The 15,969-nt window shown below is 69.3% G+C and carries 15 protein-coding genes, 1 tRNA gene and 1 pseudogene; 12 read left to right on the top strand and 5 right to left on the bottom strand.

Features of this window, described 5'->3' with window-relative positions; all coding sequences use genetic code 11:
- Positions 1 to 6: 6 nt before the first annotated feature.
- Complete coding sequence (locus WG922_RS04310) at positions 7 to 183, bottom strand: hypothetical protein (protein ID WP_340280926.1); 177 nt, start codon at positions 181 to 183, stop codon at positions 7 to 9.
- Positions 184 to 390: 207 nt separating this feature from the next.
- Here WG922_RS04310 and WG922_RS04305 point away from each other — a divergent pair, with 207 nt between their 5' ends.
- A complete protein-coding gene (locus WG922_RS04305) occupies positions 391 to 900 on the top strand; it encodes a type III secretion system chaperone (protein WP_340280925.1) in 510 nt (169 codons plus the stop codon).
- Between the two features lie 126 nt (positions 901 to 1,026).
- Here the strand turns inward: WG922_RS04305 and WG922_RS04300 are convergent, their stop codons facing one another.
- The 3 genes from WG922_RS04300 to WG922_RS04290 form a co-directional block, all read right to left on the bottom strand.
- On the bottom strand, positions 1,027 to 1,443 hold the full coding sequence (locus WG922_RS04300) for an RNA polymerase sigma factor (protein WP_340280924.1): 417 nt from the start codon (positions 1,441 to 1,443) through the stop codon (positions 1,027 to 1,029).
- Positions 1,444 to 1,689: 246 nt separating this feature from the next.
- A complete protein-coding gene (locus WG922_RS04295; protein WP_340280923.1) occupies positions 1,690 to 2,091 on the bottom strand; it encodes a hypothetical protein in 402 nt (133 codons plus the stop codon).
- 226 nt (positions 2,092 to 2,317) lie between these two features.
- Entirely contained in the window at positions 2,318 to 3,310 is a 993-nt protein-coding gene (locus WG922_RS04290; protein WP_340280922.1) for a LysR family transcriptional regulator, read from the bottom strand.
- A 129-nt stretch (positions 3,311 to 3,439) separates the two neighbouring features.
- Between WG922_RS04290 and WG922_RS04285 the strand changes: the two genes are divergently transcribed.
- The 8 genes and pseudogenes from WG922_RS04285 (at position 3,440) to WG922_RS04250 (ending at position 13,888) form a co-directional block, all read left to right on the top strand.
- A complete protein-coding gene (locus tag WG922_RS04285; RefSeq protein ID WP_340280921.1) occupies positions 3,440 to 5,527 on the top strand; it encodes a hydantoinase/oxoprolinase family protein in 2,088 nt (695 codons plus the stop codon).
- Positions 5,524 to 7,206 (top strand): hydantoinase B/oxoprolinase family protein, encoded by a 1,683-nt coding sequence (locus WG922_RS04280; protein WP_340280919.1) that lies wholly within the window; start codon positions 5,524 to 5,526, stop codon positions 7,204 to 7,206. Before WG922_RS04285 ends, WG922_RS04280 begins: the two co-directional genes overlap by 4 nt.
- 48 nt (positions 7,207 to 7,254) lie before the next feature.
- A complete protein-coding gene (locus WG922_RS04275) occupies positions 7,255 to 8,247 on the top strand; it encodes a Bug family tripartite tricarboxylate transporter substrate binding protein (protein ID WP_340280917.1) in 993 nt (330 codons plus the stop codon).
- Between the two features lie 7 nt (positions 8,248 to 8,254).
- Positions 8,255 to 9,781 carry an aldehyde dehydrogenase gene (locus WG922_RS04270; protein ID WP_340280915.1) on the top strand — a complete coding sequence of 509 codons (1,527 nt, stop codon included), beginning with the start codon at positions 8,255 to 8,257 and terminating at the stop codon, positions 9,779 to 9,781.
- A gap of 12 nt (positions 9,782 to 9,793) precedes the next feature.
- Positions 9,794 to 10,945 carry an acyl-CoA dehydrogenase family protein gene (locus WG922_RS04265; protein WP_340280914.1) on the top strand — a complete coding sequence of 384 codons (1,152 nt, stop codon included), beginning with the start codon at positions 9,794 to 9,796 and terminating at the stop codon, positions 10,943 to 10,945.
- Positions 10,942 to 13,011 (top strand): acetate--CoA ligase family protein, encoded by a 2,070-nt coding sequence (locus WG922_RS04260; protein ID WP_340280913.1) that lies wholly within the window; start codon positions 10,942 to 10,944, stop codon positions 13,009 to 13,011. Before WG922_RS04265 ends, WG922_RS04260 begins: the two co-directional genes overlap by 4 nt.
- Before the next feature lie 35 nt (positions 13,012 to 13,046).
- A pseudogene (locus tag WG922_RS04255) lies at positions 13,047 to 13,259 on the top strand (DUF3820 family protein); the annotation flags it as partial.
- A gap of 173 nt (positions 13,260 to 13,432) precedes the next feature.
- Entirely contained in the window at positions 13,433 to 13,888 is a 456-nt protein-coding gene (locus WG922_RS04250) for an SH3 domain-containing protein (protein WP_340280912.1), read from the top strand.
- 196 nt (positions 13,889 to 14,084) lie between these two features.
- On the opposite strand, the gene WG922_RS04245 is transcribed toward WG922_RS04250, so the two are convergent.
- Positions 14,085 to 14,169 (bottom strand) — tRNA-Leu (locus WG922_RS04245).
- Between the two features lie 42 nt (positions 14,170 to 14,211).
- Between WG922_RS04245 and cysM the strand changes: the two genes are divergently transcribed.
- The 3 genes from cysM to WG922_RS04230 are packed head-to-tail and all read left to right on the top strand — an operon-like array spanning position 14,212 to position 15,893.
- On the top strand, positions 14,212 to 15,114 hold the full coding sequence (cysM, locus tag WG922_RS04240; RefSeq protein ID WP_340280911.1) for a cysteine synthase CysM: 903 nt from the start codon (positions 14,212 to 14,214) through the stop codon (positions 15,112 to 15,114).
- 2 nt (positions 15,115 to 15,116) lie between these two features.
- Complete coding sequence (locus tag WG922_RS04235; protein ID WP_340280909.1) at positions 15,117 to 15,638, top strand: NUDIX hydrolase; 522 nt, start codon at positions 15,117 to 15,119, stop codon at positions 15,636 to 15,638.
- Positions 15,639 to 15,665: 27 nt separating this feature from the next.
- Positions 15,666 to 15,893, top strand: coding sequence for a sulfurtransferase TusA family protein (locus WG922_RS04230; RefSeq protein ID WP_340280907.1), 228 nt, complete (start codon positions 15,666 to 15,668; stop codon positions 15,891 to 15,893).
- Positions 15,894 to 15,969 lie beyond the last annotated feature (76 nt).

The following is a 15,969-nucleotide window of genomic DNA, read 5'->3' as shown; positions in this document are numbered from 1 at the left end:
TGCTCCTCATGGCTGCGCGCCCGTGCTCACGGCGTCCATCAGGTCGCGCACCGGCCATGTGTGCCACTGCCACAGCATCTGGGAGGCGATCAGCAGGGCGAGCGCAACGAGCCAGAAGACGCCGAAGCGGCGCAGGTGCCGAGCCACCCGGCCACGCCGTCGCTGGATTGATCGGTGGTGCATGGTGTCGAGGGCGCGGCTGAAGTTCTGGCGCAAGGCTATCGGCGATGCCGTCGCGCCACGTCGGCGTGCTGCCGTTCCTGGTGTCGGAGCCGGACTGCACGCGCTGCCGCCCGCCGTGCTTTCGCGCGAAGACTATGGTTGACTTGGACTGCCGCATTGGTGAACCTAGGGATGTGTTCCGCCTGTGCCGCGGAGCGGTGAAACCGCATGAACCGACCTTTTCCCGACGCGCTGCTGTCCGGCCTGGGTGCGCTGCTGGACATCGACGGACTTTGCGCCGATCGCGACGGCTGCTGCCAGCTGCTTATCGACGACGAATGGCGTGTGACGCTGGTGTTCCAGCCGCGACCGCAGCGCATCGTGCTGTACTGCCCGCTGGCGGATGCCGGCGCAACGCAGGCGCTCGCGGCGGCGGCATTGAGCGCGATGCTGGAGGCGAGCTTCATGGGGCGGGGCGCCGGCGGTGCCACCTTCGCCATCGGACCCGACCGGCGCGCCTGCCTGCAGTGGGAGCTGTCCGTGCAGGAGAGCGACGAGCGCAGCCTGCTCGCAGCGGTGCAGGCACTGGTGAGCACCGCGGCCAGCTGGCGCGAGCGCCTGCGACTTTCGGTGTTGCAGGCCGGGGCGGCCTCTGCGGCCCCGATGGATCCCATCGCTGAGGGGTCCCACCCACCGAATGTTCCGCTCGCCAGCGCCTTCCGGCGTTCGCTGGCCTGATCGGCATCGGCATCGGCACCTGGGCAGCCAAGACTGCGACGCACGCGCGGCAATGCCGCACGGGGGCACCGGCATGGCACGCAGGGCGCGCGCAGCAGCAGCCACGGCGCAGAGCGCTTGCCGCGATCAGGGCCGCACAGGTTCAGGCCCGCGGGCCGGCGGGACCGGAAGCAGGCGCTTGCTGAACCGGACCTGATTGCGGGGGGCTCCGTCGCGGCCGGCGAGCAGGTCATAGAGCCAGGTGGAGAGCTCCGACGCGCCCCTGAAGCTCGCGTAGCTGTGCGCGGCCTGCACGAAGGCCTGCTGCGTCAGCTCTTCGGCATCGGAGCCCCAACCGATGTGCTTGACGATGAAACGGTAGAGGCGGTGGCGGTGTGCAAGGACGAGCTGCCGAAACAGCGCTTCGTCTTCCGGTCGGAAGGTGCGCGGTTCCGTGGGAGCGTCGGCGTCGGCCTCGTCAGCAACGGAGGGGAGGTCCTGGAGTGTTTCGGCGCCTGGAAATGCGGCAAAACGTGTCTGGTTTTCAGTGGTTTGGGCGATCAAGGGAGCTCCAAGGAACTACTGTAGAGCCGCCACGTTGCACCAGAGTAGCTAATTAGTCAATAGTGGTAGTGATCTGACCTTGCGGTAAGGAATTGGCATTCGTCCTTTTGGCTGCGGTGGCCGCGGTGGTTGCGGAGGGCGTGGGTGCAATGGCTGCGCCCGGCGGGCAGCGTGGAGCGGCGGGTGATCGATTCCCGCCTGCACGGCAGAGGCGCTATGCGTGGAGCAGCTTGTGCGGCCGCGCCGTCACCCGTGTGCGACCCGGGTGGCCGATTGCGCAGGGGGCAGGTTCAGTAGCGATGCGGCGAACTGCACCCCGGCCATGGCCTGCGCGCCGACTTCTGCAGCATCGAGGGCCAGTTGCACCTTGCGCGCGCTCAGGGGTACGTCAGGATGCGCCGTGAGGCCGAACTCGTCGGCCACGGCCTGGGTGATGCCGCCGCCGAAGGCCTGCTCGAGCGCGCCGAGGAGCATGCGCGTGTCGCAGCTGTCGCCGGGAATCCAGCGTACGGACATGGCGCCGGGCTGGGCGCCATGACTGCTGCTCGCGCTCTCGTGGGGCGCGCCGACCTCGGCGCGCGCCGGAAGCGCATCGACACCGCGGAGATCGGGGGAGCCTTCATAGGCGCGACGTTCGATGAGGCTCATGAGGGGGTGGCGGCGACGAGTTCACTCTCGCGAAAAACGGTGACCTGCGTGAGTAGCGGCCACGGGTCCGCGGTTCCTCCGGTTTGCTTGCACGGCAGGATGCCAGTGCGCCCGCCACCGAGAACGGCAGGACCCGATCACGCCTCGCGCGCCGGTGCCGAGCAGGTGCGCGGCATCGACAGGTCTGCGCGCTCCTCAGGCAGGCGCGGACTCGACGTGCCCGCGCTCAGCGCGGCGTCGCAGACGCCCTGCCATGCCGGCGACGGTACCAGTCAGGCCGTTCGGGAGTGATGTGCACGGCCAGTTCGGGTTCGCGCTCTTCTTCCATCCGCCGGAACTTGGCGGCGAGAAAGTCCATGAAAAGGCGCACGCGAGGCAGCCGCCGCTGGCTGCTGCGGTAGAGCAGGTTCACCGGCGGTGAGTGCCGCGACTCCCACTCCAGCAGCACGGGGACCAGCTGGCCCCTGCGCAGGGGCTCGCGTATGGAGAGATCGGTGAAGCGGGCCACGCCCTGGCCGTTCATCACCGCATCGAGGATGTCGTCGCGGTGGGTGCTCACGAGCCAGCCGCTGACCGAGGCGGACTCCTTCTGCCCGTCGCGCTCATGCTCCCAGAAGTCGATCACCGTCCCTTCGTGGTCCCGAAACAGCAGGCACTGGTGCGCTTCGAGATCCCGGATGCGGGCGGGCACCCCGTGGGTGCGCCAGTAGCTCGGCGAAGCACAGATGAGCAGGCGCGTGTTCGCGAGACGCTTGCGGATGAGTCCGGGCTGGTCGGGCCAACCGTAGAGCACCTGGACCTCGGCCACATCGGCATCGACCGCCGTGGGCTTATCGACGGTGCGCATGTCGATGTGGATGTCGGGATAGAGCGCATGAAACTCGGGCAGCCACGGCACGATGCAGCGCTGCGACAGGATGGTGGGGCAGCCCACCACCAGGGTGCCGCGCGGGCGCGAGGCCGCGCCGCGCAAAGCCTCGTCCGCCACCGTGAGCTGGCGCAGCAGCGGCTGGCACATGTCGAGGTAGGCGGCGCCGTCGGCCGTGAGCTTGATGCCTTGCGGCGTGCGCTCGAACAGGTTGACCCCCAGGCTCTTCTCCAGCGCGGAGACGAGCCGGGCAATCGCCGGGACGCTGACGTCCAGCTCGCGTGCCGCGCCCGAAAAGCTGCGGGCCTGGGCCGTGGCGATGAAATATTCGAGGGCGCGGAGCTTGTCCACCGGGAGTCCTCCACATGCGGTCGGTCTGGGCTTCAACCAAATGTTAAAGCGCATTTTGATCGGCGACGACTTACCGATCCGGGTGGCGGTGCCTAGACTGATTTGCATGGAACACAGCGGAGGACATCCATGATCACGCTCGGCAGCGACATCGGCGGCACGTTCACCGATTTCGTGGAGGTCGATGAGAGCACCGGCCGCGTCGCGGTATACAAGTGCCTCACCACGCCGGGCGATCCGTCCCTGGCGATCGACGAGGGGGTCAGGCAACTGACCGCACGCCGCGCCGCAACGGCCCGGGACATCGATGTGATGGTGCACGGCACCACGCTGGTCATCAACGCCGTCATCGAGCGCAAGGGCGCCCGCACGGGGCTGATCACCACCCGGGGATTTCGGGACGCGCTGGAGATCGGGCGCGAGAAGCGCTTCGACGCCTACGACCTGCAGATCGAGTTTCCACAACCGCTGGTACCCAGGCACCTGCGCATGGAAGTCGACGAGCGCCTGCACGCGACGGGCGCGGTGCTGCAGCCGCTGGATGAAGCCTCGGCCCGCGCGGCCGTGCAGGCGCTGCTGGCGCAGGACTGCGAATCGGTGGCCATCTGCCTGATCCATTCCTATGCCAATCCGGCGCACGAGCGCCGCGTGGCGGAGATCGTGCGCGAACTCGCGCCCACCATGGCGGTGACGCTGTCGAGCGACGTGCTGCCGGAGATGAAGGAGTACGAGCGCACCACCACCACCACGCTCAACGCCTACGCCAAGCCGGTCACCGCGCGCTACCTCAGCCGCCTGGAGGATCGGGTACGCGCCCAGGGGTTCGACGGCGAGCTGCTGATGATGCAGTCCAGCGGCGGCATCAACTCGGTGGCGTTCGCGCGGGAGTTCCCGGTGCAGATCATCGAATCCGGCCCAGCGGCGGGCACGCTGGGCGCGGCGCACTTCGCGCGCCTGGCCGACCTCGACAAAGTGCTGGCCTTCGACATGGGCGGCACCACCGCCAAGCTGGCGCTGGTGGAAGGCGGCCGCGCGATCCGCACCAACGATTTCGAGGTGGCGCACGTGCACCGGTTCAAACCGGGCAGCGGTATCCCGGTGCGCATCTCGGTGGTCGATCTCATCGAAATCGGGGCCGGCGGCGGCAGCATCGCGCACCGCACGGCGGTGGGCACCATGCAGGTGGGCCCGGAGAGTTCGTCCGCGGTTCCGGGCCCGGCCTGCTATGGCCAGGGCGGCACCCAACCCACCGTGTCCGACGCCGACCTGGTGCTGGGCTACCTGGACCCGGAGCATTTCCTGGGCGGGCGCATGCGCCTGGACCGCAACAAGTCGGTCGAGGCGATCCGCAGCGCGCTCGCCGAGCCGCTCGGCATCACGGTGGAAGAAGCGGCCTTCGGAATCCACGCCATCGTCAACGAGAACATGGCCTCCGCAGCCAAGGCCTACGCGAGCGAGAAGGGCGAGAACCCGAAATCGTGCGCGCTGGTCGGCTTCGGCGGGGCGGGCCCGGTGCATGCCTGCGACCTGGCGGCGCGGCTGGGCATCGAGACCGTGCTGATCCCTCCGCGCGCGGGTGTCGCGGCGGCCTTCGGGATGATCGTTGCGCCGGTGAGCTACGACGCGGTGCGTTCGCGGCGCGTGCTGCTGTCGCGCGTCACGCCGGAGATGCTCGCGCAGGTGCGCGCCGAGCTGGTCGCCGAGTGCGAGGAGCGCATGCCCGCGACGGTCGATCGCGCGGCGATCGCCTATGAGTTCAGCGTCGATATGCGCTACCTGGGGCAGGGCTACGACGTCAACGCGGTGCTGCCGGAAGGCCTCGCCCCCGAAGCGGCGGTGCAGGCGATGCGCAGCGCATTCGAGCGGACCTACAAGAAGCTGTACGGGCGTATCTTTGCGACGGCGCCGCTCGAGATCATGAACTTCCGGCTGGCCGCCAGCGCGAGCCGCAAGGTCGTCGATCTGCCGGTGGCCGCCACAGAGAACGAGGGCGACGGCCGCATCGGCACGCGCCAGGCGTTCTGCGCCCGCAGCCGCAGCTGGAAGCCCTTTTCGGTGCATCGCCGCCATGCGATCACGCCGGGTGTGCACTTCGCCGGCCCCGCGATCGTCGAAGAAAACGAATCGACCACCGTGATCCACAGCGACTCCTTCGCCTACGTGGACCGCAACGGCAGCCTCATCGTGAAACTGGAATCGCCCAAGGGCCAATCATGAACACGACCCCCGCACACAAGATCGACCCCATCCTCCTGGAGATGTACTGGAGGCGCCTCGTCTCCATCGTCGGCGAACTCGGCTCGACGCTGCGGCGCACCTCGTTTTCCACCGTGGTGCGCGACATCGGCGACTACGGTTGCGCCGTGTTCGACGCGCGCGCGCGGCTGCTGGCACAGACGCCGGACAGCACCCCCGGCCTGTGCGGCCCGCTCGGCTCCATGCTGCGCGCCTTCCTGGTCGCCCATCCCCCGGCGACACTGGTCGAGGGCGACGTCCTCATCGGCAACGATCCCTGGGCTGGAAGCGGCCACCACAACGACGTGAGCATCATGCTGCCGATCTTCCACCGCGCGCGGCTGATCGGATTCGTCATCACCTGCTGCCACCATGTGGACATCGGCGGGCGGCGCGCGACCACCGAGAGCCGCGACAACTACGAGGAGGGCCTGCGCATCCCGATGCTCAAGTTCTATCGCGCAGGCGAGGTCAATGCCGACGTGATGGCTTTCATCCAGGCCAACGTGCGTTCCAGCGAAACGGTGGTGGGCGACCTCGGGGCGCAGGTGTCGGCCTGCCATGTGGGCAGCGAGCGCATGCGCGAGCTGTGCAGCGAACTCGGCACCGCCGACCTGCAGGGGCTGGCCGACGAGATCGTCGCGCGCAGCGAGGAGGTCACGCGCGCCGAGATCCGCAAGCTGCGCAAGGGGACCTTCCGCCACGAGGCGCTGGTGGACATCGTCGGCGGCGACACCCTCACCATCCGCACGGCGGTCACCGTCGAGGACGACCGCATCGTCGTCGATTTCTCCGGCAGTTCGCCGCAGGTGGCGCCGGCCATCAACTGCACCCTCACCTACACCAGCGCGTACACGGTCTTCGGCGTGCTGTGCATGCTGGACTTGCCGGTGGCGGTGAACGAGGGCACGCTGGCGCCGATCCAGGTGGTCGCCGAAGAGGGCAGTGTCCTGAACTGCAGGTTTCCGGCTCCGGTCTTCGGCCGCACGGCCATCGGCAACTTCCTGCCCGACCTGGTCTACCAGGCCATCGCGCCGGCAGCGCCCGAGCGCGTGTGCGCGGGTGCGGGAGCGACGCCGATGTGGGGCCAGTACATGTTCGGCAAACGCAGCGATGGAGAGAATTTCGCGCCCTTCAACGTCGCGAGCGGCGGGCTGGGCGCGCGCGCCGCGAAGGACGGCGTCTCCTGCCTGGCCTTTCCCTACAACGTCGGCAACACGCCGGCGGAAGTCATCGAGAGCGAGGTTCCCGTGATCGTGGAGGAACGCTCGCTGTGGGAGGACTCTGCCGGGCCGGGCAAGTACCGCGGGGGCCTGGGCCAGCGCTACGTGCTCAAGATGCTCGAGGGCGATCTCGGCCCGGTCGGCGACGTGCTCGCCAGCTTCCGGGGCGGGCGGTTCATCCACCCACCCGAGGGCGTGCTCGGAGGCGGGCATGCGCCACGGGGCTTCCTGTCCATCCGTGGCGAGAGCCAGGACGCCGGCCGCCAGGTGGTGCTGCGCGCGGGGGACCGCATCGTCAGCCACATCCCCGGCGGCGGCGGCTATGGCGATCCGCGCGAGCGCAGCCGCGAAGCGGTCGCGCGCGACTTGCGCGACGGGCTGATCACGCTCGATCATGCGCGTACCCACTATGGCTGGGAGCCGGCAGCAGGCTCCTGAATCACGACGTTCCTTCGTTTCCCTCAACCAACTACAGGAGACAGCGACATGGGCACTTCAAGAAGGCATCTGATCAAAGCCGCGGCAGCCGCCGCACTCGCGTGCGCCATCCCGGCGGTCGGCCTGGCGCAGGGTGGCGCCTACCCGACCCGTCCGATCAAGCTTGTGGTGCCCTGGACGGCCGCCGGAACGGTGGACCTCACCGCGCGCCTGCTGGGCGAGCGCATGTCGGCCAAGCTGGGGCAGCCGGTGGTGGTGGAGAACCGCCCCGGCGCCACCGGCCAGATCGGCTCGCAGGCGGTCTCGCGTGCGCCGGCAGACGGCTACACCCTGCTGGTGATGGCGGCGACGGTGCACGCGGTCTCGCCCAACCTGCAAAAGAGCTTTCCGTTCGACCCGATCGAGGACTTCACGCCCGTGTCGGAGATCGTGCGCTTCCCCTACGCGATGGTGGTCTCGACCAACAGCCCCTTCAAGAGCGTGTCCGATCTGGTCGCGGCGGCGAAGAAGGCCCCGGGAACCATCTCCTACGGCTCCTTCGGCTCGGCCAGCGCGCCCTACCTGATCAGCGAAATGCTGGCACTTGCGTCCGGCACCAAGCTGCTGCACGTCCCCTACAAGGGGGCCGCGCAGGCCATCACCGACGTCATGGGCGGACAGATCCACTTCTTCATCGATTCGCTGCCTTCGCCGCTGCCGCACGTGCGCGGCGGCAAGCTGCGCGCACTGGCGGTCACCACCACCGAACGCTCGCCGGTGCTGCCCGACGTTCCCACGATGGCAGAGACCCTGCCGGGCTTCGAGGCCATCGCCTGGCTGGGCATCGCCGCGCCGCCGCAGACGCCGCCGGAGGTGGTGCGCACGCTGCACACCGCCCTGCGCGAGATCGCGGCGGAGCCCGAGTACATCGCCAAGCTGCGCGAGACCGGATTGCAGCCGGTGGCCAGCCAGTCGCCGCAGGAATTCAAGACCTTCCTGCAAAAGCAGAAGGCGCACTGGGCCAAGGTGATCAAGGACGCCAACGTCCCGATGGTGGAGTGACGCCGCAATGACCAGTGCCACGTCGCCCGCCGCAGTGGACATCCGTGCGCGCGAAATGCGCACCTACCGCATGCTGGTGGACGGGCAGTGGCGCGCGTCTTCCAGCGAAGAGGTCTTCGAAAGCATCGACCCGTACACCGGGCGCGCGTGGGCACGCGTGCCCGCGGCCACGGAGCACGACGTCGATGCGGCCGTCGATGCCGCACGGCGTGCCTTCGAGTCCGGCCCCTGGAGCCGTTTCCTGCCGGCCCAGCGCGCGCGCTGCCTGCGCACGCTGGGGCAGCTGCTGGAACAGCAGTCGCAGGAACTGGCCAACGTGCAGGTGCTGGAGAACGGCAAGCTGATGCGCGAGGTGCTGGGCCAGACCGCGGGGCTCGCGGCGCACTGCTACTACTTCGCCGGCATGGCCGAATCGATGCATGGCGATACCGTCTCGATCAGCGTGCCCGACATGGTGAACTACACCGTGCGCGAGCCGATCGGCGTGGTCGCCGCCGTCACTCCCTGGAACAGCCCGCTGTCGCTGTTGTTCTGGAAACTGTGTCCCGCCCTTGCGGCGGGCAACACGCTCGTAGTGAAGCCCTCGGAGGTGACGCCCGTGTCCACGCTGGTGCTGGCCGAGCTGTTCGAGCGCGCGGGCTTTCCGCCGGGCGTGGTGAACGTGGTCACCGGCGACGGCCGGGTGGGTGCGGCCCTGGCTAGCCACCCTGGCGTGGACAAGATCGCCTTCACCGGCTCTACCGAGGTGGGCAAGGCCGTGGCCCACGCGGCGGCCGACCGGCTGGCGCGCGTATCGCTCGAGCTGGGCGGCAAGTCGCCCAACATCGTCTTCGAAGACGCCGACGTGCCGGGCGCCCTCAGTGGCGTGCTGGCGGGCATCTTCGGTGCCACGGGCCAGACCTGTCTTGCGGGGTCGCGGGCGCTGGTGCAGGCGAGCATCCTGGACAGCTTCGCGCGTGCACTGGTCGAGCGCGCGCGGGCCATCCGCATCGGCGACCCGCTCGATGCGGCCTCCGAGATGGGCACCGTGTCGTGCCGCATGCAGTACGACAAGGTGCTGCGCTACATCGAGCTCGCGCGCAGCGAAGGCGCCACGCTGCTGTGCGGCGGCGGCCCGCCGCCCGACCCGGCGCTGCGCCAGGGCCTGTTCATCGAGCCCACCATCTTCGGCGGCGTGCGCAACGACATGCGCATCGCCCGCGAGGAGGTGTTCGGCCCGATCCTCTGCCTGATCCCCTTCCAGGACGAGGACGATGCGGTGCGCATCGCCAACGACACGCGCTTCGGCCTCGCCGCCGGTGTCTGGACGCAGGACATCAAGCGCGCGCACCGCATGACCCGCCGCCTGCGCGCAGGCACCGTCTGGGTGAACACCTACCGGCGCACCAACTACGCCACGCCCTTCGGCGGCATGAAGGAAAGCGGACTCGGGCGCGAGAACGGGCTGGAGGCCATCTACGACTACACCGAAACCAAGAGCGTGTGGATCGACACCGGCGCGGGCATCAAGGATCCGTTCAACCCGCGCGCCTGAGGCACCACGGCCATGGACTTTCGCTTGAGCGATGACGAACAGGCTTTCGCGGACAGCGTGCGCCGCTTCGCGCGTGAGCAGCTCGCGCCCCGGGCGCTGGAGCGGGCGCACGCATCCGGTTTCCCGCGCGACGTGGCGCGGCTGATGGCGCAGCAGGGGCTGCTCGGCATCTCCTTCGCACCCGAAGACGGCGGCCAGGGCGGCACGCTGATGCATGCCGTCCTGGCGATCCAGGAGGTCGCCATGGCCTGCCCGCGCAGCGCGGACGTGGTCCAGGCGGGCAACTTCGGGCCGATCCGCACCTTCGTGGAATACGCCAGCGAAGCACAGAAGGCGCGCTATCTGCCCGGCCTGCTCTCGGGCGAGACCGTGATCGCGCTCGGCATGAGCGAGCCCGATGCGGGTTCGGCGGTCACCGAGCTGAAGACACGCGCGCGCATGGAGGGCGACGCGGTGGTGCTCGACGGCACGAAGGTGTTTTCCACCCACAGCCCCGACGCCGACCTGTTCCTGGTCTATGCGCGTTTCGGGCCGGGACTGGAAGGCATCGGCTCGGTGCTGGTGGAGCGCGCGACGCCGGGCCTCACCGTCGGGCCGCCGGCCGCGTTCATGAGCGGTGAGGCGTGGAGCGAGCTGCACTTCGAGAACTGCCGCGTCCACCAGGACAACATCCTGCTCGGCGCCGGCGGATTTCGCCGCCAGATCGCCGGCTTCAATGTCGAGCGACTCGGTAATGCGGCGCGGTCGCTGACGCTGGGGCGCTACTGCTTCGAACGGGCCCGCGAGCATGCCGCGACGCGGCGGCAGTTCGGCCGGACCTTGTGCGAATTCCAGGGCATCCAGTGGAAGTTCGCCGACATGCACCTCAAGCTCGAGCTGGCGCAGCTGGCGCTCTACCAGGCCGTGCTGTCCGGGCAGGGCGGACTGCCGACGGCCCAGGCGACGGCGGTGGCCAAGCTCGCCTGCAACCAGGCCGGCTGGGACGTGGCGAACGAGGCCATGCAGGTGATGGGTGCGCTGGGCTACAGCCGCGAGACGCTGGTGGAGTACTGCGTGCGCCGCACGCGCGGCTGGATGATCGCCGGCGGCTCCGTCGAGATGCTGAAGAACCGCATCGCCGAGGGCGTGTTCGGGCGCAGCTTCTCGCAACGGGCCGGCGCGTGAGCACGCGAGCGGCGCTGGCGGACGCACTGCTGCGGCCTGCGAGCGTCGCGCTCTACGGCGCCTCCGACGATCCGGGCCGCCCGGCGGGGCGCCCGCTGGCGTTCCTGCGCGCCGCCGGGTTTCAGGGGCGCGTGTATCCGGTGCACCCGACGCGCACCGAAGTGCAGGGGGCGCGAGCCTGGAGCGCTCTGGCCGCGCTGCCCGAAGTGCCGGAGCATGTCTTCATCGTTGCGGCAGCCGAGCGCGTGGAGCAGGCCGTCCGCGAATGCGTGCAGCGGGGCGTCCGCGTGGCCACCATTCTTGCGGACGGTTTCTCCGAGCAGGGCCCGGAGGGCGCGCAGCGCGAGCACGCGTTGCGCGACATGGCGCGCGCGGGCGGTTTGCGCCTGCTGGGCCCGAGCAGCATCGGAGTCGCCAACCCGCGCAATGGGTTGCTGCTGACCGCCAATGCTGCATTCGCCGAGCAGCGCCTTCCCGTCGGCCGCCTCTTTTGCGCCTCGCACAGCGGCAGCATGATCGGCGCGCTGTTGTCCCGTGGCGTAGCGCGCGGGGTCGGCTTCGCGGGTCTCGTGTCGGTGGGCAGCGAGGCGGATCTGAGCCTCGGCGAAATCTGCGAAGCGACGCTGGACGACGAGGGCGTCGACAGCTATGTGCTGTTCCTCGAATCGCTGCGCCATGCGGCGGACCTGCAGCGCTTCGCCCTGCAGGCGGCGCAGCGTGGCCGGCCGATCATCGCGTACAAGCTCGGCCGCTCCCGGGTGGCGGCGCGCATGGCCGCCACCCACACAGGGGCCATCGCCGGGGAGGACGACATCGCCGACGCCTTCCTGCGCGGCTGCGGCATCGCGCGCGTGGGCGTGCTCGATGCCTTGCTGGAGGCACCTTGCCTCGCCCGACGCGTCGCCATTCCCGTGGGCGGACAGGCGCGGCCCGTGCGCGTGGGTGTGGTGACCACGACGGGCGGCGGGGCGGCCACGGTGGTCGATCAACTGGGCGTGCGCGGGCTTACGGTTCAGGCGCCTTCGGAAGAAACCGTGGCGCGCATCCGCGAAGCGGGGGTGCGGCTGCGCTCTGGGGAGGTGCTGGACCTCACGCTTGCCGGCACACGCTACGAGGTCATGAAGCCGGTGCTGGACGCGATGCTGCAGGCCCCGGAGTTCGACCTGGTGCTCGCCACCGTGGGGTCTTCGGCGCGTTTCCAGCCTGAGCTGGCGGTGGCACCCCTGCTCGACGCGCGCGGCGGCTCCGCCAAGCCGCTGGCGGTGCTGCTGGTGCCAGACGCCCCCGAGGCGCTGGCCTCGTTGACGGCTGCCGACGTTCCGTGTTTTCGCGCGCCCGAGGCCTGCGCCGATGCCATCGCGGCGGTCTTCGGGCGGCGCAGCCCGCGTGCGCGGCCGGCCGGGCGGCGCGCGGAGCGTGCGCGTGCCTGGAGCGAATTCGACAGCTACGGCCTGCTCGCGCGGCTGGGCATCCCGCACGCGCCGGTGGTGCGGCTGCCCCTGGACGCACCGGCGGCGCCGCAGCTGCCGTTTGCATACCCTGTGGCGGTGAAGGCGTCTTCGGCGGACCTTGCGCACAAGAGTGACGTGGGCGGTGTGTTGCTCGGCATCGAGGGCCCCGAGGCGCTGGTGAGGGCGCTGGGCCGCTTGCGTGCCAGCCTGGCGCAGGCGGCCCCGCACGCGCGCTGCGACGAGGCTCTGGTGCAGCCCATGGCACAGGGCCTGGGCGAGGTGCTCCTGGGCTTTCGTGTCGATCCCGAGGCAGGGCCGATCGTGCTGCTGGCCGCGGGCGGGATCTGGGCAGAAATCGCCAACCAGCGCAGCATCCGGCTTGCGCCGGTGTCCATCGACGACGCCAGGAGCATGGTGGCCGAACTCCCGATGATGCGCGCCATGACGGGGGTGCGCGGACGTCGCGCCGCGGACTTGGAGGGGCTCGCGCGCGCGCTGGTTGCTCTGTCGTCGCTCGCCGACGGCCAGCACGGTGTGCAAGACGCCGAGATCAACCCGCTGCTGCTGCGCGAAGACGGGGTTCTGGCCGTGGACGCGCTGGTTTTCGCCGGCTGACGCGATCTGCGGCCCGTGCGAAACGGGGCACGACAATGCTGCCCATGACCGACGCCCTGATTCGCCTCGTCCACACCCGCATGCCGTTCGGCAAGCACAAGGGCGTGGCGCTGGCCGACCTGCCCGGCGATTACCTGCGCTGGTTTGCGCGCGAAGGCTTCCCGCCGGGTGAGCTCGGGCGCCTGCTGGCGCTCATGCACGAGATCGACCACAACGGGCTCAAGCACCTGCTCGCGCCGCTGCGCGGCGGCGGCTCCGCGCGCTCGCGCAGCGACGATGTCGCAGGCCACGACAACGGACGAGCGGCCCGGCCGGCAGGACCTGCGCAGGAAGGGTGAGCGGTCCGGGGAACTTATCGATGGGCCAGCGGCTCGGCCATTCTTTGAGAGGAGAAAACTTGCCGATGGTTTTGCATCACGTTGTGAGGAAACTGCTTCCCCGCCTTGTGCTGGCGCTGGGCGTCACCGCCGCTGCGGCGGTCCCGCAATTCGCCGGAGCGCAGCAGCTCCTCACCATCAAGGGGGAGAAGGTGAACATGCGAGCCGCCCCGTCCCTGCGATCGGACGTGCTGTGGCAGCTGGGGCGCAACTATCCGGTCAAGGTGGTTCAGCGCAAGGGATCGTGGGTGAAGGTGATCGACTTCGAGGGCGACCGCGGCTGGATCGCGAAGCGGCTCACCGCGACCACGCCGCATTACGTGGTCAAGAGCCCCAGGGCCAACCTGCGCGCGGGTGCGGGCACCAAGCACCGGGTCATCGGACAGGCGCAGTACGGAGACGTGTTCCGCGTCCTCGAGCAGCGTCGCGGCTGGGTGAGGGTGCGCGGCGAAGACGCGCGCACCGGCTGGATTGCCCGCGGGTTGCTGTGGGGTTGGTGATCGGGCGCAGAGCGTCGCGCGCTGCCGGAGCCATTCCAGCACGGCCGGGCGCCTGCCGAGGCGCCCGCAACGGTGGGCGTGAACGGCCGAAATGAAGCTGCAGGTGGGCGTACGAAGAGCACGCTTGCAGCCGAGCTCCTGGATCGGAAGCCGGCCGCGAGGTGAGCGCGGACCGATCGAGGCGGAAAGTTGTGGCTGGTGCCCGAGGCCGGACTCGAACCGGCACGCCTTGCGGCGGGGGATTTTGAGTCCCCTGCGTCTACCGATTTCACCACTCGGGCAGTGCGGAAAGTGCAGCCGAAAATTATGGCACAGTGCTGCCGATGCACTATCCCACAGTCGAAGACGCGGTCGGCAGGACGCCGTTGGTTGCGCTGCAGCGCATCGGGGTGCCGGCCAATCGTGAGCGCGGCAATGTCGTGCTGGGCAAGCTCGAAGGCAACAATCCTGCCGGTTCGGTCAAGGACCGTCCGGCGCTGTCGATGATCCGCCGCGCCGAAGAGCGCGGCGAGATCAAGCCGGGCGACACCCTCATCGAGGCGACCTCCGGCAACACCGGCATTGCGCTGGCCATGGCCGCTGCGATCCGCGGCTACCGCATGGTGCTGATCATGCCCGAGGACCTCTCCATCGAGCGTGCGCAGACCATGAAGGCGTTCGGTGCCGAACTCGTCCTCACACCCAAGAGCGGCGGCATGGAATATGCGAGGGACTTGGCTGAAAACATGCAGCGCGAAGGCAAGGGGCGTGTGCTCGACCAGTTCGCCAATGCCGACAATCCCCGCATCCACTACGAGACCACCGGGCCTGAGCTGTGGGAGCAGACGGGCGGCCGCATCACGCACTTCGTGAGCGCGATGGGCACCACCGGCACCATCACCGGTGTCTCACGCTTTCTCAAGGAAAAGAACTCCGCGATCCGCGTGATCGGGGCACAGCCCAGCGAAGGCTCGCGCATTCCCGGCATCCGAAAGTGGCCCGAGGAGTACCTGCCACGCATCTACGACGCGAGCACCGTGGACGAGCTGGTCTACGTGAGCCAGGAGGACGCCGAAGACATGTGCCGGCGCATGGCGCGCGAGGAGGGCCTGTTCGCCGGCATCTCCGCTGCGGGCGCCTGCTGGGTGGCACAGCAGATTGCCGCGTCGGTGCGGGATGCGACCATCGTGTTCGTGGTCTGCGACCGGGGCGACCGCTATCTCTCCACCGGCGTGTTCCCGGCCTGACGGTGTCCGACGCAGCCTGGCGCTTTTGCCCTGCCTGTGCGGGTGCGCTGGCCCCCCTCGTGCGGCAGGAAGACAGCGGCCCGCGAGAGCGCCTGCGCTGCGTCGCCTGCGGCTGGACCCACTGGAACAACCCGACGCCGGTGCTGGCGGCCGTGATCCAGTACCAGGACAAGATCCTGCTGGCGCGCAACGCGGCTTGGCCCCACAAGATGTATGCGTTGATCACCGGATTCATGGAGGCCGGCGAAACGCCGGAGGCCGGCATCGTGCGGGAGATCCGCGAGGAAACGTCGCTGGAGGTCAGCCGACTGGGCCTGATCGGGGTCTACGACTTCCAGCGCATGAACCAGGTGATCATTGCCTACCATGCCGTCGCGCATGGCGAGGTGGTGCTCTCGCCCGAGTTGGCGGACTGGCGCCTGTACGACTACGATGCCGTGCGGTGCTGGCGCGCCGGGACCGGGCAGGCGTTGGCCGATTGGCTGCGCAGCCAGGGGCATGAGCCCCGCTACCTCGAGCCCTAGAATTCGCCGCTCAGCTCAGGAACCAACATGGACATCGCCAAGGAAATCGACACCCGCGGGCTCAACTGCCCGCTGCCCATCCTGAAGGCCAAGAAAGCGCTGGCCGACATGCAGGCCGGCCAGCTGCTGAAGGTCGTCGCAACCGACGCAGGGTCGGTGCGCGATTTCCAGGCTTTCGCGCGTCAGACCGGCAACGAATTGGTCGATCAGCAGTCCGCCGGTCAGGAGTTCGTGCACATTCTCCGGCGCCGCTGAGCCGAGCGCGGGCGCTCTGTCGGCGGGGCCGGCCGCGCCGCGAAGTTCCCGCGGCGTCACGCACAACAGAAAAAAA

The sequence above is a fragment of the Ramlibacter sp. AN1015 genome, assembly GCF_037726105.1.
Lineage (GTDB): Bacteria > Pseudomonadota > Gammaproteobacteria > Burkholderiales > Burkholderiaceae_C > Ramlibacter.
This window is presented reverse-complemented; position numbering and strand designations above follow the sequence as displayed.